The organism is Parenemella sanctibonifatiensis, from assembly GCF_002250565.1.
In the GTDB taxonomy this organism is placed as follows: domain Bacteria; phylum Actinomycetota; class Actinomycetes; order Propionibacteriales; family Propionibacteriaceae; genus Parenemella; species Parenemella sanctibonifatiensis.
On record NZ_NMVJ01000010.1, the window covers coordinates 76,057 to 99,243 of the forward strand.

A 23,187-nucleotide genomic window follows, 5' to 3' on the forward strand; every position below is an offset into this window, starting at 1 on the left:
GCAGGGATGGCATGACAGCACAGGGCGCTGAGGAGGCCGGGGTGAGAAACGTACGCCGGGTCGGGGACGCGGCGCTGCTGGTCGACTGCCGCGACCTCGCCGAGGTGATCGCGCTGGCCGACGCAGTGGTCGGGGCCGGGCTGGCCGGCGTGCGGGAGATCGTGCCGGCGGCGCGGACCGTGCTGGTGGTGTTCGATCCGTTGAGCGCTGACCGTGACGCCCTCGCCAGCCACCTCGCGAGCGCTCCGGCTCCGCCGCGAGACACTGATGCTGGAACGCTGGTCGAGATCCCGGTCCGCTATGACGGGCAGGATCTGGCCGAGGTCGCCGGGCTGCTGGGGACCTCGGAGGATGAGGTCGTTCAGCGTCACACTGGCACCGAGTGGGTCGCGGCCTTCGCCGGTTTTGCGCCGGGCTTCGCCTACCTCACCCCAGCTGACCTGCCCTGTACCAGTTTGCCCGCCTGTACCAGTTTGCCCGCCTGTACCAGTTTGCCCGCCTGTACCAGTTTGCCCGCCTGTACCAGTTTGAACGTTCCGCGCCGGTCCGACCCGCGACCGCAGGTGCCGGCTGGCGCGGTCGGGTTGGCAGGGGAGTTCAGCGGCGTCTATCCCCGCGCCAGCCCCGGCGGTTGGCAGCTGATCGGGACCGCGCTGGTCGACATGTGGGACCTGGCCCGCGAGGAGCCGGCGCTGGTCCGGCCCGGGGCTCGGGTGCGCTTCGTGGCCGACACGACCACGACTCCAGTGGCGCAGCAGCCGGACACCCCGCCCTCGACCTCGGCATCCAGCCCGACGTCGGCGACCACCGCAGCGCCCGCGTCACCCACGCCGACCGACGGCGTCGGTGCACTCCTGGTCCGCCAACCAGGGCTGCGGTCCCTGGTCCAGGACGCCGGCCGCCCCGGCCATGCCGCGCTGGGCGTCTCGCCCTCAGGTGCCCTGGACGGGCCGGCGCTGCGGGAGGTCAACCGGCTGCTGGGCAACCCGGCGGATGCGGCTGGCGTCGAGGTGACCCTGGGCGGCCTGGAGCTGGAGGCACGGGCGGAGGTGACCCTCGCGGTCGGCGGGGCGCGGGTACCGGTGCAGATCCGTCGCGCCAGCGGTCGAACGATCATGGTCGAGGACGTTCGCGCCGTCGCGCTCTCCCCGGGCGACGTCCTGGCGTTCGGGGAGCCATCGGCCGGACTGTGCTCCTATCTTGGCGTTCGCGGCGGTGTCGTCGCGGACACGGCGCTGGGCAGCGCCGCCACCGACACGCTGTCCGGGCTCGGGCCGGCACCACTGGCCGAGGGAGACCTGCTGCGGGTCGGGGACGCCGCCCGCGCTGCCGTCGAGGCGCCACGACCCTGGCCAGCTCTGCCCGAGGACATCGTGGATCTCGAGATCGTGCTCGGCCCCCGGCAGGACTGGTTCACCGCCGAGGCGCTCGAGGCCTTCCTCGCGGCGACCTGGACTGTTTCGGACCGGGCGGACCGCGTCGGCGTACGCCTGACCAACGGGCCGGAACTGGCCCGGGCGCGCACCGGGGAACTGCCCAGCGAGGGGATGGTGTCCGGCGCCATCCAGGTGCCGCCGTCCGGTGAGCCGGTGGTGTTCCTGGCCGACCATCCGGTGACCGGTGGCTATCCGGTGCTCGCCACCGTCACGACCGAGGCGCTGCCGACCTTGGCACAACGGTGGCCGGGCAGCCGGGTGCGGTTCACCACCACGGTGACGCCGCGGCGCCCTCACGACGGCGACAACGGGAGGAAACCATGATCGAACGGCCCACACCGCAGCGTGTGCTGATCGCCAACCGCGGCGAGATCGCCGTACGCGTGGCGCGCGCCTGCCGCGACACCGGGCGTACCTCGATTGCCGTGTACGCAGATGAGGACGTCGACTCGATGCACGTGCGGGTGGCCGACGAGGCGTACGCGCTGTCGACGGCCGACGGCTACCTGGATGGGGCGGCGGTGATCGAGGTTGCTCGCCGGGCCGGCGCGGACGCGATCCATCCGGGCTACGGGTTTCTCTCCGAGAATGCCGACTTCGCCGCGGCAGTGATCAAGGCCGGCCTGGTGTGGGTCGGCCCGCCGGCGGAGGTGATCAGGGTCCTGGGGGACAAGGTGACGGCGCGACAGCTCGCACTCGAGGTGGGGGCGCCGCTGGCGGCCGGGTCCGACGGGGCGCTGGTCGATGCGGGCGAGGCGGTGGCCTTCGCCCGTGAGGCGGGCCTGCCGATCATGATCAAAGCGGCTCACGGCGGTGGCGGGCGCGGGATCCGGATCGTGCGCCGGCTCGAGGACGTGGCCGAGCTGTACGCCGCCGCGGTCCGGGAGGCGATCGCGGCCTTCGGTGAGGGTGCATGCTTCGCGGAGCGCTACCTGGTCCGACCCCGCCACGTCGAGGTGCAGATCCTGGCCGATGCCCACGGCGGAGTCGCCGCCATCGGCACTCGGGACTGCTCGGTGCAGCGTCGCCACCAAAAGCTGGTGGAGGAGGCTCCGGCGCCCGACCTGCCGGAGCCGCTTCGGCGTCGGCTGCTGACCTCGGCCGAGGACATCTGCCGGGCTGCCGGTTACGTCGGAGCCGGCACGGTCGAGTACCTGCTGGCCGAGGACGGCACCCTGGCCTTCCTTGAGGTCAACACCCGGTTGCAGGTCGAGCATCCGGTCACCGAGGAGGTGACCGGCTTGGACCTGGTCGGCTGGCAGTTGGCGATTGCCGCGGGAGCGGAGCTGGGGCCAACCGTATGGGCTGCACGCGAGGCGGCCCTGTCCGGGGCCGAGCGCCGTCACGCCATTGAGCTGCGGCTGACGGCCGAGGATCCGGGGCGGGGCTTCCTGCCCTCCCCGGGGAAGGTGGCGCGCTGGGATCTGCCGGCCGGTCCAGGCGTACGCGTGGACGCGGGCTATCAGGCAGGTGACGCCGTGCCGGAGGCTTTCGACTCGCTGCTGGCCAAGATCATCGTGTCCGGACCGGATCGCGCCATCGCGGTCGCCCGGGCCCGACGTGCGCTCGCCGAGGTCGAGGTGGTCGGAGTCGCCACGGTGGCGCCGTTCCTGGCCGCGGTCCTCGAAGCTGCGGAGTTCGCGGACGACTTCGGCGTCCATACTGCCTGGGTCGAGGAGGAGTTCACCGAACGCTTCGAGGGGCAACCGGCCACCGATCCAGCCGAGGCTGAACCGGTGGAGCGGACCTGGTTGGAGATTGAGGGGAGGCGGGTCCGAGTCGGGATCCCGGCGGGCTTGGTGGGCTCGCTCGGCCGCCGTACTGATCATGATGGCGGCGCAAGAAACCATGATCAGTCGGGGCCGGGGAAGCAAGCGGATGAGGGAGCGGTGCGCGCGCCCGTCAGCGGGACCCTCGGTGTCTGGGGAGAGGTCGATGGTGCGACCGTCGCCGAGGGCCAGCGGGTCGGCACGATCGAGGCGATGAAGATGGAGACCCCGATCATCGCCCAGGTCGACGGGACGCTCAGGCTGATGGCGGAGCCGGGGTCCGCGGTGAACCGTGGTGACGAGGTCGCGCGAATCGACTGAGCGGGAGTAGAGAGTCCTCAGCCTCAGATGTCGTCCTCGCCGACCGGCCCGCCTTCGCCCTCCCAGCGCTCGATCATGGTGACCGTCGACCGAGGGATGCGACGGCGTACGCCCACGCCGCCGTTGATGTCCTCACGGATGAATTGGATGCCGTAGTGCTCCAGGGCGGCGGTCACGCGCTGCAGCTCGTCCCTGTCCAACGCGGCACCCCCGCGTTCGAAGTCTCGAAGCGCCTTGGGGTCGACCTTGGCCCGGCCGGCCACCGTGCGTACTGCGACCTGGGAGAGGTGGCGTGCTGCTCGCACCAAGGAACCATCCATCTGCATCTCCGCCATGAGGCCATCCTGCCATTGACCTCAGCTCCGTGGACGCCCGCCTGCCCGGCGTCACAGAGAGGTCCGACCCCGCCGCTATCCTGCAAAGCGGCGGGCCGGCTTGGCTGCGCCGTCCGACCGCAGCGTCAATTCAGCAATGCCGATTGATCCGAGCCGCTTGATCCGACCACATGGAGGCAGTTGTGACCAACTCGTTCGATGTCTGGGCGCCGCGCGTCACCGACCTGGCCCTGATCGCGGGCGACGTCACGTACGCCATGGAGCGCGACGCGGACGACTGGTGGCGGCCCGCGGCTGACCTGCCCGAGGAGGTCACCAGTGGCGAAGTCGACTACGGCTACATCGTCAACGACGACTCCGACACCGTGCTGCCGGACCCGCGCAGCCGCTGGCAGCCCGACGGCGTCCACGGCCGGTCACGGACCTTTGACCCCGAGGCGTACCAGTGGGGCGATCAGGAGTGGACCGGGCGGCAGCTGGCCGGCGCAGTGATCTACGAACTGCACATCGGCACGTTCACCCCCGAGGGCACTCTCGATGCCGCCATCGACAAGTTGGATCACTTGGCCGATCTGGGCATCGACCTGATCGAACTGATGCCGGTCAACGCTTTCAACGGTGAGGCCGGCTGGGGTTACGACGGTGTCGACTGGTACGCCGTGCACGCCCCGTACGGCGGCCCGAGGGCTTACCAGCGGTTCGTCGATGCTGCCCACCAGCGCGGCCTGGGCGTCATTCAGGATGTCGTCTACAACCACTTCGGGCCGAGCGGCAACTATCTGCCGGTGTTCGCGCCCTACCTCAATGACGACGTCCAGACCGGCTGGGGCGCGGCGGTCAATCTCGACGGCGAGGACTCCGACCAGGTGCGCCGTTACATCCTGGACAACCTGAAGATGTGGTTCGTCGACCATCACGTCGACGGACTGCGGCTGGATGCGGTGCATGCCTTGGTGGACCGGACTGCGATCCACGTGTTGGAGGAGATGGCCATCGAGACCGAGGCCACCAGCGCCTTCCTGGGGCGACCGCTCAGCCTGATCGCCGAGTCCGACCTCAACGATCCGCGCCTCATCACCCCGCGCGAGGCCGGCGGCTATGGGCTGGCAGGGCAATGGAGCGACGACTTTCACCACGCCGTGGTCGCCAACCTCACCGGTGACTCGTCCGGCTACTACGCCGACTTCGCGCAGGTCTCGGCGCTGGCCAAGGTGGTCGAGAACGGCTTCTACCACGACGGCACCGAGTCCAGCTTCCGCGGCCGCCGGCACGGTCGCCGCATCGACATCCCCACCACGCCCACCTGGCGGCTGGTGGTCTGCTCCGACAACCACGACCAGATCGGCAATCGTGCCGACGGTTCCCGGCTGTCCAGTCGGGTCAGCCGCCAACAGCTGGCTCTGGCCGCCGTGGTCACCTTGCTGTCCGGTTGTACGCCGATGATCTTCGAGGGTGAGGAATGGGGTGCCAGCACTCCCTTCACCTTCTTCAGCTCCCACCCCGAGCCCGACCTGGCCGAGGCCGTCAGCAAGGGGCGGCTGGAGGAGTTCGCCAAGATGGACTGGGATCCGGCGACGGTGCCCGACCCCCAGGACCGGGAAACCTTCCTGTCCTCCAAGCTTGACTGGGACGAAGTCGACCAGCAGCCCCACCGGGACCTGCTCGACCTCTACCGGCGACTGATCGACCTGCGCCGCAGCCATCCCGACTTCACAGATCCGCGTTTCGACTCCGTGTCGGCCCGGCACGAAGCGGGCCAGTCCTGGTTGGTGATCGACCGCGGCGAAGAGATGGCGGTCGCGCTCAACTTTGGTGCCGAACCGGCTCAGGTGCCCCTGGATGAGGAGCAGGAGTTGGTGTTGGAGGTGGGCGAGGTCGGACTGGCGGCCAACCCTGAGGTGATCCATGAGGCCGAGGTGACCGACCAGCCGGACCAGCCTCCGGCGTACACCCTGACGCTGGGTGGGCATGGCGCGGCCGTGCTCAAGCTGGTACGCGACCAGGACTGACGTCCACCACGAGCTGGCAGACGACACAGACAGGCCAGACGACACAGACAGGCCAGACGACACGGACAGGCCGGACGACAGACAGGCGGCGCCGAGGAATCCTCGACGCCGCCCTCTGCTGTGGCGATCGGGTCAGGCCTGCTTCGCCCATCCCTCGGCGGTCGCCTTCAGCAGCGTGTAGCCCGCATCCGAGAGCGCCTGCCGGACCGGCCGCAGCTCGAGCTGGGCAGTGAACCGCCGCAGCTGGGTCTGCCGTCGGGTCGCCGAGTCGGCCGTGGCCGCCTCGTCGATGATCTTCGGCAACTGCGCCTTGGCCGGCGGTGCCAGCTCTCCCGCAGCATCGAGATGACTGACGGCCGCCCGCAGCTGCGCCTCACCGTCGGTGGCCGAGGTCGCGGTCAGTGGGATCCGGAAGCTCGCCCCGGCCACCAAGTCGTAGCGGAAGCCCTGGTCCAGGTCGTTGGCATCCAGATAGGCCTGGATCGGGCTCTGGCTATCGATGTCCAGCACGCAGCCGGCCTCGCTCCAGCCCCGCACCGCATGGATCCGATAGACCGCGTTGCGATCGCCGGTGTGCTCGGCGACCAGATAGCGGCCGACCAGATCGTCCGCGGTGAGGCGGAAGGCCTGGTGAGCATCGAAGCTGACTCGCAGCTCGTTCTCCCACTTCAGCTCCTCGGTGAAGCTGTCGACTGTGCCGGTCAGCGCTGGCAACTGGGCGTACGCCGGACCAAACTCCGAACCGCCCGCCACGAAGACCTCCTCGGCCTCTCCGCCGGTGCGCAGCACACCCGCCGAGCCCCGGAAGGTCCGCCCGCCGACCCTGTAGGTCTGGTCGGCGTTGAGTGCGTGGACGACCAGATCGGTACGCCCGTCGGCCAGGCTGACCTGCACCGCGCGCACCTCATGCTCGGCAGCCGCAGTTCCGTCGGCCAACGTGACCTCGACCGGGATGGCCCCGGTCACCGTCTCCGACCCCTGGTAGGCCTCGATCACCGAGGTGAACAGCGACTTCTCGGCAGCTCGCTTCGCCAACAGGTAGCGCACCCGCTCCGGGTTGCCGGGCTTGTTGTTCGGCGGCTCGGTGTCGGCCAGGGCGACTTCGTCGAAGGAGGTCAACATCCGGGCCCGGACCGACACGTCGGTCGGAGCGTGCGCTCCGGCGCCGAGCACGTTCCAGGTGTCGCGGACTTGCGACCAGGTGATGGTGGGGGAGTCCACTGCTGCTGCGGACCGATCGACGGAGAAGAAGTAGGACTGCCCGGTCGGGTCGTCCACCTCATCGTCATACGGCACGTCCGGGCCGGCGTAACTGCCGACGTACTCACCGGCAGCGTCGCGCTGCGGGGTCAGCTCGGCCGAGGACTCGACCGCCTCCGACTCCTGGGCGTGGAAGCTGAACAGATGCTCCGACCCGCCGGTGACGCGGAACAGGTCGACCAGATAGGAGCTGTTCTCGCCGGTGTTGATGAGGAAGGTGGTGCGCCGGTACTCGCTCGCCTTGGCGTACGCGGTGCTCGCGTCGACGTCGATGACCTGCGCCCAGTCGGACTGGCTAAAGAGCAGCGGCTTGGCGACCACCTGCGAATCCTGCCGCAGCTTGTCCACCACGACGGTGTTGTGGGCGATGGTGTTCATCACCAGCGACTTGCGGTGCATGTCGATGCTGTTGGCATAGCGGGGGTAGCCCAGATCGGCCAACAGGTCCATCCGGTACGCGTGGTAGCCCAGGTTGAGCGTGTCCTTGTGGCCGTGGCCGGTGTTGCGACCGAAATAGAGCCAGGCGCCGCGCTCGGTGCCCGGGTCCGCGTCGCTGGGATCCTGCACACCGAAGACGAGCGCCCGTAGGCCCGCCTTCGGACCGCCGGTGGCGTCGACCACGGTCAACGTCAGGGTGTGGGTGCCAGGCTCCAAGGTCACCGGTCCGACCGGCTTGGTCTGTGCCCCGGAGCCTTGGAAGGACAAGGATGGGTTGATCTCGGTGCCGTCGATCTGGACCGAATACTTCCCGTAGGTCGCCGCGGTCCACATGTCGATGAGGAAGTGCTCCTCGGCAGCCTGCTCGAGGGTGAACTCGAAGGTGATCGAGTCACCCACCCCGGTGGCTTCGAACTGGACCGTGCCATTGGATTCGAAGTACTTCGTCGGCTGGTCCTGTTCGACGATGGGCAGGTCGACCGCGCTGATCTCGACCCGCGTCGGCACTGGATTGTCAGGGCGGACGCCGGTGCGCAGCGCCGCGAATCCGAATCCGGTGAGCATGTTGCTGGTCTCGATGCGGGGCCCGAGCTCGTCGATCACGGCCTGGACCTGGTCGGCCAGCCCGTCGGGGTCGGCGTCGAAGATGCCGCCGCGCAGCCCGCGGGTGGTGCCGCCGTTGGCGTCGAAGAGCACCTGGGCGTGGACCGGATCCTGGTAACGGTTGAAGGCGGTCGTCATGTACGAGGCATTCACCGTGGTGCCCGGGTTGCCGGTCTTGGCGGAGTCACCAATGGTCGGGGTGTACGCACTGATCATGGTCAGCGGATACTGCGAGTCATAGAGCTTGCGGAACTTCGCGTGTTCGAAGAGGTCATAGGGCTCCAAGCCCTCCAACTGATAGCCGTCCAGATAGCTGGCGGCGGTGCTGAAGGTCCCCAGCCACAGCGAGTTGTACTCCGGGGCGCCCTCATTGCCGCTGCCGTCGCGGTCGATCAGGTCCACGAAGATGGAGGCCATGTTGCCGCCCTCGACCTTCTGACCGGTGACTGCGCCGGTGGCGAAGTTGAAGTCCATCATCTCCTTGGTCTCGGGGAGATGGTCCAGAATCACGGCCGCCGCAGCCAGAGTGGCCTGGTGCATGCCGTTGTTGCCCCGGATCTCGCCGCGCTTGACCGCCGGCAGGATCTGGCGCAGCAACCCGTCCTCGATGTTGCGACGGATCCGGGCCGGGTTGGTCTTGTCCATCAGGTTGCTGCGCTCGTCCAACATCGCCAACACGGCGGAGTCCACCGGATCCGCAGTGCCGTCCGCCAGCGCCGGATAGAAGGCGTCATAGGCGAGCAGGAAGTTGCGCACCCCACTGGTCTCCCAGATCGACCCGATGGCCTTGCCGCGGCTGGAGTTGCCGTTGGAGTTCAGATAGCCGTCGGGATAGGTCCAGTCATCCAGATTGAGGTCGGGATAGATGTCGGCGACCCGGTCCAGCAGTGCGATGCCGGTCGAGGCGTACGCCACGTCACCGGTCAGCAGGTACGCCTGGCTCAGCGCCCCGACGGCCCGGATCAGGACACCACCGGAATGCCACAGCTGCCAGTGGGCGTAGTAGGCGACCGGGGTGTAGCGGGCGCCGTCGTCCAGCATCACGCCCGGTCCGGCGTCGACGCCCCAGTCGGCGCCCTTGTCGGGGGCTTCGACATTGACCAGGTTGCCGGTGCCGCCGTCGGCGATGAGCTGCTCGTTGTGGCTGCGGGCGACGTCGGCGTCGAAGAGCCCGTTTTCATCCAGACCGCCTTGGTAGTAGGCGGCGAAATCGTTGGTCGGGAATCGCATCGAGCAATTCGGACACGTGATCTTCCACGGATCGTTGATCGGATCAGCGGTGTAGGGGTAGTTGCCGAAGGCGTGCACCGCTTCACCACAGTTGAGGCAACCGAGCTTCTCCACGCTGCGCTTGGCGTAGCTGCGCGGGATCTGCTGGGAGGGAACCAGGTCCCACAGCTTCTCCGGGCCGAGGTCGAGCCAGGTCTTGGCGTCGGCGACCGCGGCGTCGCGCATGCCTGCCGCCCATGCCAGGTTGGCGATGTTGGTCGCCGCGTTGGCTCGCTTCTCATCGGTGTGGATGGTGCTGCGGGTCTTGTGGGTGACCAGTTCTTCGAGAGCGAGCTCGGCGCTGGCGGTGAGGCCACCGGCGTTGGTCAGCTCGACGCTGACCGTCACGGAGCCGGCCGCCAGCACCGTCAGGACACCGGCCTCGTCGATGGTGGCCAGCGCGGTGTCGGAGACCGACCAGGTCGCCTCCAGGGCTTCGCGGGGGATCAGAATCCCGTCCGCGCCGTACGCCCGCACCGGCACGGTGAGGTGATCGCCGACAAAGGCGGTGTCGCGGGCAAAGACGATCTCGGCCGAGTTGGGGGCCGGGGTGGCCTGGCTGGGGACCGTGGGTGACATGGCATGGGCCGTTCCGGTGCCGATCCCGGCGGCCACGGCACCAGCGGCGGACGCCTGGAGCACGGCACGTCGGGAGATGTGATGGGGGATGGGATCAGGTGATCCGTGCATGATGACCTCTTCGTCGTTGGGTGAGGTACAGCCTAGAGAACGGATTCTTCAGGTCAACCCCGTTGCCGCGGAACGACACGTTCACACCGGTGAGCAGTCGATAGGCTGAGCCACATGACTGAGGCGACCGACTTCCAGCGCGCGTACGACGATCTCCTGGGCCAGGGCTTGGCTCTGGACCTGACCCGGGGCAAGCCGGCTCCCGAACAGCTCGATCTGGCCGAGGAAATGCTGTCCCTGCCCGGTGCCGGCGACCATCTCAGCGCCGCCGGCGTCGACGTCCGCAACTACGGCGGCGATCAGGGCCTGCCCGAACTGCGCGAGATCTTCGCCGAACTGCTCAATGTTCCGGTCGCGCAGCTGCTGGCGCTGGACAATTCCAGCCTCTCGCTGATGCACGACGTGCTGGTCTATTCGCTGCTGCACGGCCGCAACGGGGCGGAACCCTGGGCGGGCCGTTCGGTCAAGTTCCTGTGCCCGGTGCCCGGCTACGACCGCCACTTCGCGCTGTGTGAGTCGATGGGGATCGAGATGGTGCCCGTGGCACTGGGGGAGCGCGGCCCCGACGTCGAGCAGATCGCCGCTCTGGTCGCCGAGGACCCCAGCATCGTCGGCATCTGGACGGTGCCCACCTATGCCAACCCCACTGGGGCGGTCTATGACGAGGAGACCGTACGCGCGCTGGTCTCGATGCCGACCGCGGCGCCGGACTTCACGATCATGTGGGACAACGCGTACGCCCTGCACCACCTGACCGACGAGGAGCCGGCCCCCATCGACGTGCACGGGCTGGCCGCGGCAGCCGGCAACCCGGACCGGGTGATCAGCTTCGCCTCCACCTCCAAGATCACCTTCGCCGGTGCAGGGGTGGCCTTCTTGGGCGGTTCTGTCGAGACCATCGCTTGGTTCCGCAACTACGCCGGCTTCCGCAGCATCGGCCCCAACAAGGTCAACCAGCTGCGACACGTGCGGTTCTTCGGAGACGCCGAGGGCGTCCGTGCCCACATGCGACGGCACCGCGAGATCATCGCACCGAAGTTTGACCTGGCACTGCGGATCCTGCAGGAGCGGCTCGGTGACGCCGAGGCGGTGCGCTGGTCCCATCCGGCTGGCGGCTACTTCATCACCCTCGAGGTGGCTGACGGCACCGCGACCCGGGTGGTGCAGCTCGCCAAGGAGGCTGGCATCGCGCTGACCCCGGCCGGCGCCAGCCATCCCTACCGCAATGACCCCGATGACCGGGTGATCCGGCTGGCGCCGACGATGCCTTCGCTGGCCCAGCTGGAGGCGGCCATCGAAGGTGTCGCCATCTGCGTACGCCTTGCTGCCGCCGAGGTACCCTCTCAGGCCTGAGCGGGGCCGGCCATCCCATCGGCGGGTCAACAGATTCGACCATTGGGGATGGAGGGCCTACACTCAACCTCTTGGTGGCACCCAACACCGCTGAGCCGCGTCCGCGCGGCCCTCGGAGCCACCGGAAGGGCAATAGCTCAACTGGCAGAGCATCGGTCTCCAAAACCGAAGGTTGGGGGTTCGAGTCCCTCTTGCCCTGCGACGCACGTCGTTGAGGCGCCCGCCGCGCCGGCGCGGCGGCAGCCGTCGCCAGCATGCAGCCGAAACAGCGAAGGAACGACGTGGCAGACCAGGAGCGCAGGCCCAAGCGGGCTTCGGATGATCCTGCAGACGACGACGCCGTCCGTGATGACCCTGCTGATGAGGCCGATGAGCTGGCGGACGATGAGCTGGTGGAGGACGAGTCGGACGTCGATGCTGATCCGGATGAGGTTGAGGTCGAAGACATCGACGATCCGGACGCCGAGGAACTGACCGAGGACGAGCCCTACGGCGAAGGTGTGGACATCGACCGCGCCCAGCTGGAGGACGCCGAGGCCGAGGTCGCCGAGTTGGACGAGGTTGACCTCGACAAGGACGACGACTCCGAAGACGAGGACGAGGACGAGGACGAGGCTCCCGCCTCGAAGCGTCCCGTCCGCAAGGAGATCGCCACCACCGACGATGATCTCGGCGGGAAGGGCCCGGTTGCCTTCGTCAAGGGCTCGGTTGTCGAATTGCGTAAGGTGGTCTGGCCCACCGGCACCGAGTTGCGCCAGTACTTCATCGGCGTTCTGGTCTTCGTGGTGTTCATCATCGCTTTGGTGAGCCTGCTGGACTTCGCCCTGGGCACCGCGCTGCTCGAGCTGCTGGGCTGATGCGAGCCCACATCAACGAAAAGGAACATCGTGTCTGAGAACGAACAAGCCGAGGTCGACCTGACCTCCGGCGACCCGACCGACGACATCGAGATCGACCTCGGTGACTTCAGTGCCGAGTCCGGCGACAGTGACGATGTCGAGATCGATCTGGGCCAGTTGGGTGAGGAGTCCGATTCAGCCGATGACGACATCGACCTCGGTGATGACGAGGACGAGACTGACGGGGCCGCCGAGGACGAGCAGGCCGCTCGGGAGGAGGCTGCTCTCGAGGAACTGCGCGAGGAGCTGCGGTCCAAGCCCGGTGACTGGTTCGTGCTCCACACCTACTCCGGCATGGAGAACCGGGTGAAGCAGAACTTGGACAACCGGATCGTGTCGCTTCAGCTCGAGGATGACGTCTTCGAGGTGGTCGTCCCCACTGAGACCGTCACCGAGATCCGCAAGGGACAGAAGAAGAACGTCACCCGCACCGTGCTGCCCGGCTATGTGCTGGTCCGGATGTACTGGACCGACAAGGCCCGGGTCGGCGTACGTGGCACCCCCTCGGTCACCGGCTTCGTCGCCGGCGGCGAGGATCCGATCCCGCTCAGCCTCGATGAGGTCGAGCGGATGCTGGCCCCCTCGGTGCTGTCGGCCCTGGAGCCGGTGGCATCGTCCAAGCCGAAGCGTCAGGCCATCGAGGTCGCCGACTTCGAGGTGGGCGACTCCGTCGAGGTCATCGACGGTCCCTTCGCTGGCGTCCAGGCGAGCATCACCGAAATCAACGCCAACAGCCAACGCATCAAGGCGCTGGTCGAGATCCTCGGCCGGTCCACCCCGGTCGACCTGACGTTCAGCCAGGTGCAGAAGGCCATCTGACCGCGATTCTGAGAATCAGATCGGCTGGTCTAGGATGGAGTGGTTGTGCGCTCTGCAGGTGGAGCCGCCCGCGTGGCGGCCGATGTGGAGCCGCAATCATTCACCCACAGTGACCCGTTTTACCTAAGGACCCAGAATGCCCCCCAAGAAGAAGGTTGCCGCGGTCGTCAAGATCGCCCTGAACGCTGGCGCAGCCACTCCCGCGCCGCCGGTCGGTACCGCTCTCGGCCCGCACGGCGTCAACATGATGGAGTTCTGCAAGGCGTACAACGCGCAGACCGAGTCGATGCGTGGCAGCGTCATCCCCGTCGAGATCACGATCTTCGAGGACCGCAGCTTCGAGTTCATCACCAAGACCCCGCCGGCCGCGGACCTGATCCGCAAGGCCGCCGGTGTCAGCAAGGGCTCGGGCGCTCCCAACAAGGACAAGGTCGGCAAGATCACCAAGGACCAGGTCCGCGAGATCGCCCAGACCAAGATGCCTGACCTCAACGCGAACGACGTTGATGCCGCCATGAAGGTCGTCGAGGGCACTGCCCGCTCGATGGGCGTGACCGTCCAGGGCTGACCGCCCGCACCCCGTGGGAGGGCCAAGCGCGGCCCGCACCACATCTGGAACAACACGAAGGAAGTCCAGCCATGAAGCGCAGCAAGAACTACACCTCCGCCGCCGGGCGGATTGAGGCCGAGAAGGCCTACGCACCGAGTGAGGCCCTCAGCCTGGTCAAGGGCGGCGCCTCCGCGAAGTTCGACGAGACCGTCGACGTCGCGATCCGTCTCGGTGTTGATCCCCGTAAGGCGGACCAGATGGTCCGCGGCACGGTCAACCTGCCGCACGGCACCGGCAAGACGGCTCGGGTCCTCGTCTTCGCCACCGGTGAGCGTGCCGAGCAGGCGCTGGCCGCAGGCGCCGACGAGGTCGGCTCCGATGATCTGCTCGCCAAGGTCCAGGAGGGGTACCTGGACTTTGACGCGGTCGTCGCGACGCCCGACATGATGGGCAAGGTCGGCCGACTGGGCCGCGTGCTCGGCCCCCGTGGCCTGATGCCGAACCCGAAGACCGGCACGGTGACGATGGACGTGGCCAAGGCCGTGTCCGACATCAAGGGCGGCAAGATCGAGTTCCGCGTGGATCGCCACTCCAACCTCCACTTCGTCGTGGGCAAGGCCAGCTTCTCCCAGGAGGCGCTGGAGGAGAACTACTTCGCTGCTCTCGACGAGGTGCTGCGACTCAAGCCGAGCGCTTCCAAGGGCAAGTACCTGCGCAAGATCACGGTTTCCTCGACGATGGGCCCCGGCGTCCTGGTCGACGGCAACGTGGTCAAGTCGGAGGCGACCGCCTGAGGCGACACCTGACGCACCTGTGAAGCGGGATCGGTCATCAGGACCGGTCCCGCTTTACTTGTGCCAGCAACGTTTCGCCGCTTCGGCGTCCCCCGTGGCGAGCGTGGTGGATGCCTGCTGGATCGTGCTCGGCCGAGGTGAGCACGAGGTCGGGGCGCACCTGCCGGATCACGCGGGCGATGTCCCGGCGCAGCGTCAGGCCGTGCTCGAGCATCCCGTCGGGGTGGTCGAGATGGCGCAGGTCCTCCACGTCGACCTGTGCGCAGGCGCTGCGCTGCTCCGTCTCGCGCAGCGGCGCGACGATCTCGGGCGGCTCCGACAGGTCCAGGCGGTGGGACTGTGCTCAGCCGTCGGTCGCCCCCCGCCGTCCCAGGCGCAGCTGGTCCATGTCCTCCAGCTCGCGGCCCCTCGTCTCGGGCACCCAGCGCGCCACGAACAGCAGGCTCAGCAGTGCGAAGGCCGCGTACAGGCCGTAGGCGAAGGTCAGGCCGATCTCCGAGAGCGTCGGGAAGGTCGCCGAGACCGCCCAGTTCGCGCCCCACTGGGCCGCGGCCGCGACCGCGAGGGCCGAGGCGCGGATCCGGTTGGGGAAGATCTCGCCCAGCAGCACCCAGACCAGCGGGCCCCAGGTGGTGCCGAAGAACATCACGAAGGCGTTGGCGCTGATCAGCGCCACGGTCGACCACGGATCGGGCAGCGACACCGACTCCGCCCCGGCCGCCGTCTTCCCGAAGGAGAAGGCCAGCGCCATGAGTCCCAGCGACACCGTCATGCCCGCCGAGCCGACGAGCAGCATGACGCGGCGGCCCACCCGGTCCACCAGCAGGATCGCGATGATCGTCGCGACAATGTTCATCACCGAGGTGATGGTGGAGGTCAGCAGCGCCTGCGACTCGTCGAAGCCGACCGACTGCCACAGCGTGGTCGAGTAGTAGAAGATCACGTTGATGCCCACGAGCTGCTGGAACAGCGACAGCGCGATCCCGAGCCACACGATCGGCAGCAGCCCGAAGCGGCCGCCGAGCAGGTCCCGCAGGCTCTCCCTGCTCTCCCGCTCCAGGGAGTGGCTGATCTGCTGGATCTTGAGGTTCACGTCGAGCTCGCCGGTGAAGTCGTAGAGCACCTTCGAGGCCTTGTCCCGCTCGCCCTTCCCGATGAGATAGCGCGGCGACTCCGGCAGGAACAGGGCCATCACGCCGTATACCGCGGCGGGCACGGCCTCGATCATGAACATCCAGCGCCAGGCGGCGACCCCGAACCAGTGGGACTCCGCGGCGCCGCCGGCGGTGTTCGCGATCACCGCATTGGACAGCAGCGCCGCGAAGATGCCCAGCACGATCGCGAGCTGCTGCAGCGAGCCGAGGCGCCCGCGGTATCTCGCGGGTGCGACCTCGGCGATGTACGCCGGGGCGATGACGCTCGCGGCGCCGACGCCGAGCCCGCCCACGACGCGCCACACGATCAGGTCCCACACCCCGAAGGCGAGGCCCGAGCCGATCGCGGAGACGAAGAACAGGATCGCGGCGATGACCATCACCGGGATGCGGCCGAAGCGGTTGGCGAGGGAGCCCGCGAACCAGGCGCCCACGGCGCACCCGAGCAGCGCGGAGGAGACGGCGAAGCCGGTCAGGCCCGCCCCGAGCGAGAACTCCGCGGAGAGGGCACCGACCGCGCCGTTGATCACCGAGGTGTCGAAGCCGAACAGGAAGCCGCCGACGGCCGCGGCGATGCTGATCCCGACCACCTTCGGGTTGAGGGTCTGTGCGGGTGCGCTCATGGGGACCATCTCCTCGGGTCGGCGTCAGATGCGTCGTCCACGTGCCGGTCACCGTACACCCCCGGGGACGGGCGAGGACTGCAGCTCACCCGCTGCGGCGCACCTGCTCCGCGTAGTCGTCGAGTATCGCCAGGAGGTCGCGGTGCTGCCAGACGCGGTTCCTGGTCCGACCGGTCGCCTCGTGCAGGATCCCGGCCTCGGCGAGCTGGGCGAGGGCGCGCTGGGCCGACATCGCGGGGACCTCGAGCACGTCCCGCAGATGGGCGGCGGCGACGATCGGCTGCCCGACCAGCAGCGGGAGCACCCGCCAGGCGAGGGCGTGGCGGCGCAGCCCGGCCAGGTGAGCGCGATCCTCGTCCAGCTGCGCGGAGAGGTCGTCCACCAGTCGGGTCGCGGTCACGGCGGCGAAGCGCCCCGCCCGCGCGAACTCCTCGACGATCGGCCGGGCGTCGCCCGCGCGCGATAGGCGGTCAGCGCCGCGGTGTACGCCTCCAGATCTGTGAGCAGCCCGGCGGAGACGGGCGCGGTGGTGCTGGTCAGCCCCTTGCCCGCGAGCATCGCGTGGACCCGCGCTCGGCCCGTGCGGCCGTTCCCGTCGGTGAAGGGGTGCTGTGGCTGATGGCGCGCAAGACCAGTGAGTTGCCGCTGCTGCTACTGGTCACTGCCCAGCCCGGGACCAGCTGGATCGTGCAGCAACTGATGCTGATGACCCGCCAGCACGGCGAGCACCTCGCCCTGGCTCCGCTGGATGCCGCGGCGGTTTCCTCGGTGGTCCGGTCAGTGTTGGATGTACTGCTGAGGTGGCACCGCGGCTTCACGGTCTGAGCGATCAGTCGAGGACCTGGTATTCCACCTCCAGGACGCCCTGGTTGAGATCGGCGATCTCAGCGAAGGCAGCCCGGGAGAGATCCAGGCACCGACCGTCGATGTAGGGGCCGCGGTCGTTGATCCGGACCACCACGCTCTTGCCGTTGGAGGGGTTGGCGACCTTCACGCGGGTGTTGAAGGGCAGTTCCTTGTGGGCAGCGGTCAGGGCGGTCGGGTCGAACCGTTCGCCCGAGGCGGTGGGCTGCGGATCGGAATAGAAGGAAGCACCGCACCGCTGCACCGGCCCGCTGGGCTCCGGTTCCGGTTCCGGTTCGGGCTGCGGCTCCGGCTCGGGTTCGGGCTGCGGCTCCGGCTCGGGTTCGGGTTCAGGCTCGGGCTGCGGCTCAGGCTCGGGCTGCGGCTCCGGGGTGGGCAGGCCGTCCTGGATGTCGGCGTCGAGTGCCTTCCACAGGGCCGCGTCCGCGCGACCGGTGACCGACAGGCCGTAACGTTCCTGGGCGGTGCGGACGGCGGCGGTGGTCTGTTCGAGGTAGTTGCCGGTGTCGGGCACGGTGATCCCGACCGTGCTCAGCCACTGCTGCAGGCGCACCACATCCGGGCCCCGATCGCCCTGCTGCAGCGGCGGGTCGACCCGCTCCGAGGAGCCGCACAACACCCCGCTGGTGTCGCAGTCCAGGGCGGTGACGGCGGCGTACGCCTGACTCGGCATCACCAGAGCGGTGCCGAGAGCGATGGCGATGGCGCCGCGGCCCAGGACGGACCGGGCCCGGGAAGTCCATGCGGACATGGTGCTCCTTGCGGTGGGGAAGTACGTGCAGATCGAGCAAGCTGACCGAATCACACCCGCGGCAGGCTGGCAATCGGGGTGTTGACCTCGGGTTGAGGCTGCGGGCTGACGATTCGGAACAGCGTCGATTTGGCGTACGCCCCGACCTCGCGTAGAGTTCGTGGCTGCCGAAGACCGCTGGTTGGTCCCTGGACCCCAAGTGCTTCAGCCCCGCGTGAGTGGGGCGGACGTGGCCCGCGCAGGTTGAACTGGAATGGTGGCACGACTCAGTCGTGTTCCTGCCCCGTGCTCCTGTGCATGGGGCTTTTTTTGATGTCCGGGAACTTCCCAGCAGTCTTCGGCGGTTACTGCACAGAAGTGGGAAGGAGACCCCATGGCGAGCCCGGATCGGGTGGCCGCGGTGGCAGAGCTGAAGGAACGCTTCAGCAATTCTGACGCCGTCGTGCTCACCAATTACCGCGGTCTGTCGGTGGCCGAGCTGAAGCAACTTCGGCGCGACCTCGGACAGCACGCCACCTATGCCGTGACGAAGAACACTCTGACCAAGATCGCGGCCAAGGAAGCCGGTATCGAGGGACTGGATGACCAGCTCCTCGGGCCGACCGCCATCGCGTTCATCACCGGTGACGTTGCCAGCGTCGCCAAGGGTCTGAAGAACTTCGCCAAGGACAACCCGCTCCTGGAACTCAAGGGCGGATACATGGACGGGCGCGTCCTCGACGCTTCCGAGGTCAGCAAGCTTGCTGATCTCGAGTCGCGTGAGGTCCTCCTGGCCAAGCTGGCCGGCGGCATGCAGGGGTCCCTGCAGAAGGCCGTTCAGCTGTTCAACGCGCCGCTGGCGCAGGCTGCGCGCGCCCTCGGTGCGCTGCAGGCCAAGGCCGAGGCCGACCCCTCCGCCCTTGCCGGTGCTGGCAGCACCGACCAGGACACCACCGATGCAGCTGCTGCTGCGAACACCGACGACGCGGCCGACGCGGCCGACGCTGCAAACTGAGGAAGGACCACCACCATGGCAAAGCTCACCACCGAAGAACTCCTTGAGGCCTTCAAGGAAATGACCCTCATCGAGCTCTCCGAGTTCGTGAAGACCTTCGAGGAGACCTTCGACGTCACCGCCGCCGCTCCGGTCGCGGTTGCCGCTGCTCCGGGCGCTGCTGCGGCCGGCGGCGAGGGCGACGCTGCTGACGCTGGCAGCGACGAGGTCGACGTGATCCTCGAGTCCGCTGGCGACAAGAAGATCCAGGTCATCAAGGAGGTTCGCGCGCTCACCAGCCTCGGCCTCAAGGAGGCCAAGGACCTCGTCGAGGGCGCCCCCAAGGCCGTCCTCGAGGGCGTCAAGAAGGAAGACGCCGAGGCTGCCAAGGAGAAGCTCGAGGCTGCCGGCGGCAAGGTCAGCTTCAAGTGATCTGATCCCCGCCAGGGATTCACCCAGCTGTACGCGTGGCGGTCACCCTTGGGGTGGCCGCCACGTCTGCGTCTCCGTGCTGTCCCGATGGCAGCGACGTGCCGGCGCGCACCTGCTGGACAAGGGTGACAGGTCCGGTATCGTGGGTCCCGTTCGGCAGTGACGCCGGAGCCGGCGACGCGTCGGCGAGTGTCGCGATCCGTGACCCACTTGCGTTGCGTGCACCCAATCACTATGCTAAGTATTTGCCCCACGCTCGTCGACGCCCCGTGTCTTGACACGGGCCGTTCCGCCTGCAATGAACCGCCTCGCAAGCGGTGCTTGGAAGGATCGACTCTTGGCCGCCTCGCGCACTGCCTCGAAGAAGAACACCAACGTCATCTCGCCCAGTGGGCGGATCTCCTTCGCAAAGATTCATGAACCACTCGAGATCCCCGATCTCCTCGACCTCCAGGTCGAGTCCTTTGAGTGGCTGATCGCTGCTGAACCGTGGGTGGAGCGCGTCAACGCCGCCCTGGAGCAGGGACGTACCGACATCAACACCCGGTCCGGCTTGGAGGAGGTCTTCGAGGAGCTGTCGCCGATCGAGGACTTCGGCGAGACCATGTCGCTGTCCTTCAGCGAGCATCGCTTCGAGGCCCCGAAGTACAGCGTCGAGGAGTGCAAGGAGCAGGACGTCACCTACGCGGCGCCGCTGTTCGTCACTGCCGAGTTCATGAACAACGAGACCGGCGAGATCAAGTCGCAGACCGTGTTCATGGGTGACTTCCCGCTGATGACCAATCACGGCACGTTCGTGATCAACGGCACTGAGCGGGTCGTCGTGTCCCAGTTGGTCCGTTCGCCCGGTGTCTACTTCGAGCAGACCCCGGACAAGACCTCGGACAAGGACATCTTCACCTGCAAGATCATTCCTTCCCGCGGCGCTTGGCTGGAGTTCGAGGTCGACAAGCGCGATCAGGTCGGCGTACGCCTGGACCGGAAGCGCAAGCAGCCCGTCACGATCCTGCTCAAGGCTCTTGGCTGGACCGAGGATCGGATCCTGGAGGAGTTCGGCGAGTACGAGTCGATGCGCCAGACCCTCGAGAAGGACCACACGTCGAACACCGACGAAGCGCTGCTCGACATCTACCGCAAGCTGCGTCCGGGCGAGCCGCCCACGCGTGAGGCCGCCGAGACGCTGCTGAACAACTACTACTTCAACGAGAAGCGCTACGACCTCGCCAAGGTGGGCCGCTACAAGGTCAACCAGAAGCTCGGACTCGAGGTTGCCTTCGACCAGCAGGTGCTGACCGAGGACGACATCGTCTCCGCCATCCGCTACGTGGTCGCGCTGCACGAGGGTCGCACCGAGCTGCCCGGTGGCGTTCTGGTCGAGGTCGACGACATCGACCACTTCGGCAACCGTCGCGTCCGCACCGTTGGCGAGTTGATCCAGAACCAGCTGCGTACCGGCCTCGGTCGCATGGAGCGCGTCGTGCGCGACCGGATGACCACTCAGGACATCGAGGCGATCACGCCGCAGACCCTGATCAACGTACGCCCGGTCTCGGCGGCGCTGAAGGAGTTCTTCGGCACCTCCCAGCTGTCGCAGTTCATGGACCAGAACAACCCGCTGTCGGGCATGACCCACAAGCGGCGTCTGTCCGCGCTCGGCCCGGGCGGTCTGTCCCGTGACCGCGCCGGCATGGACGTCCGTGACGTCCACCCCTCGCACTACGGGCGTATGTGTCCGATCGAGACGCCGGAAGGCCCGAACATCGGCCTGATCGGCTACTTGGCCTGCTACGCGCGGGTCAACCCGTTCGGCTTCATCGAGACCCCCTACCGCCGCGTCATCGACGGCAAGGTGTCCGACCAGATCGACTACCTCACCGCTGGTGAGGAGGATCGCTACGTGATCGCCCAGGCGAACGCCATCCTCGACGAGGACGGGTCCTTCGCCGAGGAGCGGGTGCTGGTGCGTAAGCGCCACGGCGACGTGGACACCATCCCGCGGGCCGAGGTGCAGTACATGGATGTCTCGCCGCGCCAGATGGTGTCAGTGGGTACCGCCCTCATTCCGTTCCTGGAGCACGACGCCGCCGACCGCGCCCTCATGGGTGCGAACATGCAGCGGCAGGCCGTGCCGTTGGTTCACAACGAGGCCCCGCTGGTCGGCACCGGCATGGAATGGCGTACGGCCATCGACGCCGGTGAGGTCACCGTCGCAGCCAAGCCGGGTGTGGTCACCTCGCTCAGCGGCGACATCATCGACATCAGCAACGATGACGGCACCTACGACTCCTATCGCATGAAGAAGTTTGTGCGCTCCAACCAGGCCACCTGCATCAACCAGCGGGCGCTGGTGCGTGAGGGTGACCGGGTCGAGGCCGGTACGCCGATTGCCGACGGTGCCTGCACCGAGAACGGCGAGCTGGCGCTGGGGCAGAACCTGCTCACCGCCTTCATGCCGTGGGAGGGCCACAACTACGAGGACGCGATCATCCTGTCGCAGCGCCTCGTCCAGGACGACACCCTCACCTCGATCAACATCGAGGAGCACGAGGTTGACGCCCGCGACACGAAGCTGGGCCCCGAGGAGATCACCCGGGACATCCCCAACGTCAGCGAGGACATGCTGGCCAACCTCGACGAGCGCGGCATCATCCGCGTCGGCGCCGAGGTGACTGCCGGTGACATCCTGGTTGGCAAGGTGACCCCCAAGGGCGAGACCGAGCTGACTCCCGAGGAGCGCCTGCTGCGCGCCATCTTCGGCGAGAAGGCCCGCGAGGTCCGCGACACCTCCCTGAAGGTGCCGCACGGCCAGACCGGCACCGTCATCGGCATCCGGGTTTCCGAGCGTGAGGAGGGCGCCGAGCTGGCGCCCGGCGTGAACCAGTTGGTCCGCGTCTACATCGCCCAGAAGCGAAAGATCTCCGACGGTGACAAGCTCGCCGGCCGTCACGGCAACAAGGGCGTCATCTCCAAGATCCTGCCGGTCGAGGACATGCCCTACATGGAGGACGGCACTCCCGTCGACATCGTGCTCAACCCGCTCGGTGTGCCCTCCCGGATGAATCTGGGTCAGGTCCTCGAGATGCACCTCGGCTGGATCGCCAAGGCCGGCTGGGACGTCTCCGGTGTCTCCGAGGAGTGGGCCGAGCGCCTGCGCGAGGTCGGCCTGGAGAAGGTCGATCCGGACTCCCGTCTGGCCACCCCGATCTTCGACGGTGCCAGCGAGGAAGAGATCACCGGTCTGCTGGACCACGGCATGCCCAACCGCGACGGCAACCGCATGGTTGACGGACACGGCAAGGCACAGCTGTACGACGGTCGCAGCGGTGAGCCCTACCCGGACCGCATCGGTGTCGGCTACTTGTACATGCTGAAGCTGCACCACTTGGTGGACGACAAGATCCACGCCCGCTCGACCGGTCCGTACTCGATGATCACCCAGCAGCCGCTGGGTGGTAAGGCGCAGTTCGGTGGTCAGCGCTTCGGTGAGATGGAGGTGTGGGCTCTGGAGGCGTACGGTGCAGCGTGGGCGCTCCAGGAACTGCTCACCATCAAGTCCGATGACGTCCCCGGCCGCGTGAAGGTCTACGAGGCCATCGTCAAGGGCGAGAACATCCCCGAGCCCGGCATCCCTGAGTCCTTCAAGGTGCTGATCCAGGAGATGAAGTCGCTCTGCCTGAACGTCGAGGTCCTTTCCTCGGACGGGACGATCGTCGAGTTGCGTGACTCCGAGGATGACTTCCGCGCATCCGAGGAGTTCGGCATCGACCTCTCCCGCCGACCTGGCTCCGATTCCTTCGCTGGCGTCGACGACCTCTGAGTCCTGACCCCGCCCTGCCGGTGCGGGT

At 67.8% G+C, this 23,187-nt stretch carries 18 protein-coding genes, 1 tRNA gene and 1 pseudogene; 13 read left to right on the forward strand and 7 right to left on the reverse strand.

What is annotated here, in order from left to right; genetic code table 11:
- Positions 1 to 11: 11 nt before the first annotated feature.
- The gene (locus CGZ91_RS12135) at positions 12 to 1,760 is read left to right on the forward strand and encodes a 5-oxoprolinase subunit B/C family protein (protein WP_094455541.1); all 1,749 of its coding nucleotides are present in this window, start codon (positions 12 to 14) and stop codon (positions 1,758 to 1,760) included.
- The gene (locus CGZ91_RS12140; RefSeq protein WP_094455543.1) at positions 1,757 to 3,526 is read left to right on the forward strand and encodes an acetyl/propionyl/methylcrotonyl-CoA carboxylase subunit alpha; all 1,770 of its coding nucleotides are present in this window, start codon (positions 1,757 to 1,759) and stop codon (positions 3,524 to 3,526) included. Before CGZ91_RS12135 ends, CGZ91_RS12140 begins: the two co-directional genes overlap by 4 nt.
- Positions 3,527 to 3,549: 23 nt before the next feature.
- On the opposite strand, the gene CGZ91_RS12145 is transcribed toward CGZ91_RS12140, so the two are convergent.
- On the reverse strand, positions 3,550 to 3,861 hold the full coding sequence (locus CGZ91_RS12145; RefSeq protein WP_229116034.1) for a hypothetical protein: 312 nt from the start codon (positions 3,859 to 3,861) through the stop codon (positions 3,550 to 3,552).
- Between the two features lie 182 nt (positions 3,862 to 4,043).
- Between CGZ91_RS12145 and treZ the strand changes: the two genes are divergently transcribed.
- Complete coding sequence (gene treZ, locus CGZ91_RS12150) at positions 4,044 to 5,870, forward strand: malto-oligosyltrehalose trehalohydrolase (protein WP_229116602.1); 1,827 nt, start codon at positions 4,044 to 4,046, stop codon at positions 5,868 to 5,870.
- A gap of 132 nt (positions 5,871 to 6,002) precedes the next feature.
- Here the strand turns inward: treZ and CGZ91_RS12155 are convergent, their stop codons facing one another.
- Complete coding sequence (locus tag CGZ91_RS12155; protein WP_229116603.1) at positions 6,003 to 10,019, reverse strand: heparinase II/III domain-containing protein; 4,017 nt, start codon at positions 10,017 to 10,019, stop codon at positions 6,003 to 6,005.
- 12 nt (positions 10,020 to 10,031) lie between these two features.
- Positions 10,032 to 10,130: pseudogene (locus CGZ91_RS15025) on the reverse strand (twin-arginine translocation signal domain-containing protein); the annotation flags it as partial.
- A gap of 114 nt (positions 10,131 to 10,244) precedes the next feature.
- On the opposite strand from CGZ91_RS15025, the gene CGZ91_RS12160 reads away from it, so the two are divergent.
- The 6 genes from CGZ91_RS12160 to rplA all read left to right on the forward strand — a co-directional run bounded on the left by CGZ91_RS12160 (position 10,245) and on the right by rplA (position 14,545).
- Positions 10,245 to 11,483 (forward strand): aminotransferase class I/II-fold pyridoxal phosphate-dependent enzyme, encoded by a 1,239-nt coding sequence (locus tag CGZ91_RS12160; protein WP_094450757.1) that lies wholly within the window; start codon positions 10,245 to 10,247, stop codon positions 11,481 to 11,483.
- 126 nt (positions 11,484 to 11,609) lie between these two features.
- Positions 11,610 to 11,682: transfer RNA gene (locus CGZ91_RS12165), tRNA-Trp, on the forward strand.
- 82 nt (positions 11,683 to 11,764) lie between these two features.
- Positions 11,765 to 12,340: a preprotein translocase subunit SecE gene (secE, locus tag CGZ91_RS12170; protein WP_229116604.1), complete on the forward strand. Its 576-nt coding sequence runs from the start codon at positions 11,765 to 11,767 to the stop codon at positions 12,338 to 12,340.
- A 27-nt stretch (positions 12,341 to 12,367) separates the two neighbouring features.
- Positions 12,368 to 13,201 carry a transcription termination/antitermination protein NusG gene (gene nusG, locus CGZ91_RS12175; RefSeq protein ID WP_094455552.1) on the forward strand — a complete coding sequence of 278 codons (834 nt, stop codon included), beginning with the start codon at positions 12,368 to 12,370 and terminating at the stop codon, positions 13,199 to 13,201.
- Positions 13,202 to 13,337: 136 nt separating this feature from the next.
- The gene (rplK, locus tag CGZ91_RS12180) at positions 13,338 to 13,769 is read left to right on the forward strand and encodes a 50S ribosomal protein L11 (RefSeq protein ID WP_094450760.1); all 432 of its coding nucleotides are present in this window, start codon (positions 13,338 to 13,340) and stop codon (positions 13,767 to 13,769) included.
- Positions 13,770 to 13,840: 71 nt separating this feature from the next.
- Positions 13,841 to 14,545: a 50S ribosomal protein L1 gene (rplA, locus tag CGZ91_RS12185; protein WP_094455554.1), complete on the forward strand. Its 705-nt coding sequence runs from the start codon at positions 13,841 to 13,843 to the stop codon at positions 14,543 to 14,545.
- A gap of 37 nt (positions 14,546 to 14,582) precedes the next feature.
- On the opposite strand, the gene CGZ91_RS14680 is transcribed toward rplA, so the two are convergent.
- The 3 genes from CGZ91_RS14680 to CGZ91_RS14685 all read right to left on the reverse strand — a co-directional run bounded on the left by CGZ91_RS14680 (position 14,583) and on the right by CGZ91_RS14685 (position 16,722).
- The gene (locus tag CGZ91_RS14680) at positions 14,583 to 14,873 is read right to left on the reverse strand and encodes a PIG-L deacetylase family protein (protein WP_324252665.1); all 291 of its coding nucleotides are present in this window, start codon (positions 14,871 to 14,873) and stop codon (positions 14,583 to 14,585) included.
- 15 nt (positions 14,874 to 14,888) lie between these two features.
- Positions 14,889 to 16,322, reverse strand: a complete 1,434-nt coding sequence (locus tag CGZ91_RS12195) for a sugar porter family MFS transporter (protein WP_229116607.1) — start codon at positions 16,320 to 16,322, stop codon at positions 14,889 to 14,891.
- An 85-nt stretch (positions 16,323 to 16,407) separates the two neighbouring features.
- Entirely contained in the window at positions 16,408 to 16,722 is a 315-nt protein-coding gene (locus CGZ91_RS14685) for a nucleoside phosphorylase-I family protein (RefSeq protein WP_229116608.1), read from the reverse strand.
- 218 nt (positions 16,723 to 16,940) lie between these two features.
- Here CGZ91_RS14685 and CGZ91_RS12205 point away from each other — a divergent pair, with 218 nt between their 5' ends.
- Positions 16,941 to 17,147 carry a hypothetical protein gene (locus CGZ91_RS12205; protein ID WP_179229352.1) on the forward strand — a complete coding sequence of 69 codons (207 nt, stop codon included), beginning with the start codon at positions 16,941 to 16,943 and terminating at the stop codon, positions 17,145 to 17,147.
- Between the two features lie 4 nt (positions 17,148 to 17,151).
- Here the strand turns inward: CGZ91_RS12205 and CGZ91_RS15030 are convergent, their stop codons facing one another.
- Positions 17,152 to 17,937 carry a septal ring lytic transglycosylase RlpA family protein gene (locus CGZ91_RS15030; protein ID WP_407670881.1) on the reverse strand — a complete coding sequence of 262 codons (786 nt, stop codon included), beginning with the start codon at positions 17,935 to 17,937 and terminating at the stop codon, positions 17,152 to 17,154.
- 373 nt (positions 17,938 to 18,310) lie between these two features.
- Between CGZ91_RS15030 and rplJ the strand changes: the two genes are divergently transcribed.
- From rplJ to rpoB, 3 genes are all read left to right on the forward strand, one after another.
- On the forward strand, positions 18,311 to 18,931 hold the full coding sequence (rplJ, locus tag CGZ91_RS12220; RefSeq protein WP_094455560.1) for a 50S ribosomal protein L10: 621 nt from the start codon (positions 18,311 to 18,313) through the stop codon (positions 18,929 to 18,931).
- Positions 18,932 to 18,946: 15 nt separating this feature from the next.
- On the forward strand, positions 18,947 to 19,342 hold the full coding sequence (rplL, locus tag CGZ91_RS12225; protein WP_094450764.1) for a 50S ribosomal protein L7/L12: 396 nt from the start codon (positions 18,947 to 18,949) through the stop codon (positions 19,340 to 19,342).
- 337 nt (positions 19,343 to 19,679) lie between these two features.
- On the forward strand, positions 19,680 to 23,159 hold the full coding sequence (gene rpoB / locus CGZ91_RS12230) for a DNA-directed RNA polymerase subunit beta (RefSeq protein ID WP_179229353.1): 3,480 nt from the start codon (positions 19,680 to 19,682) through the stop codon (positions 23,157 to 23,159).
- Positions 23,160 to 23,187 lie beyond the last annotated feature (28 nt).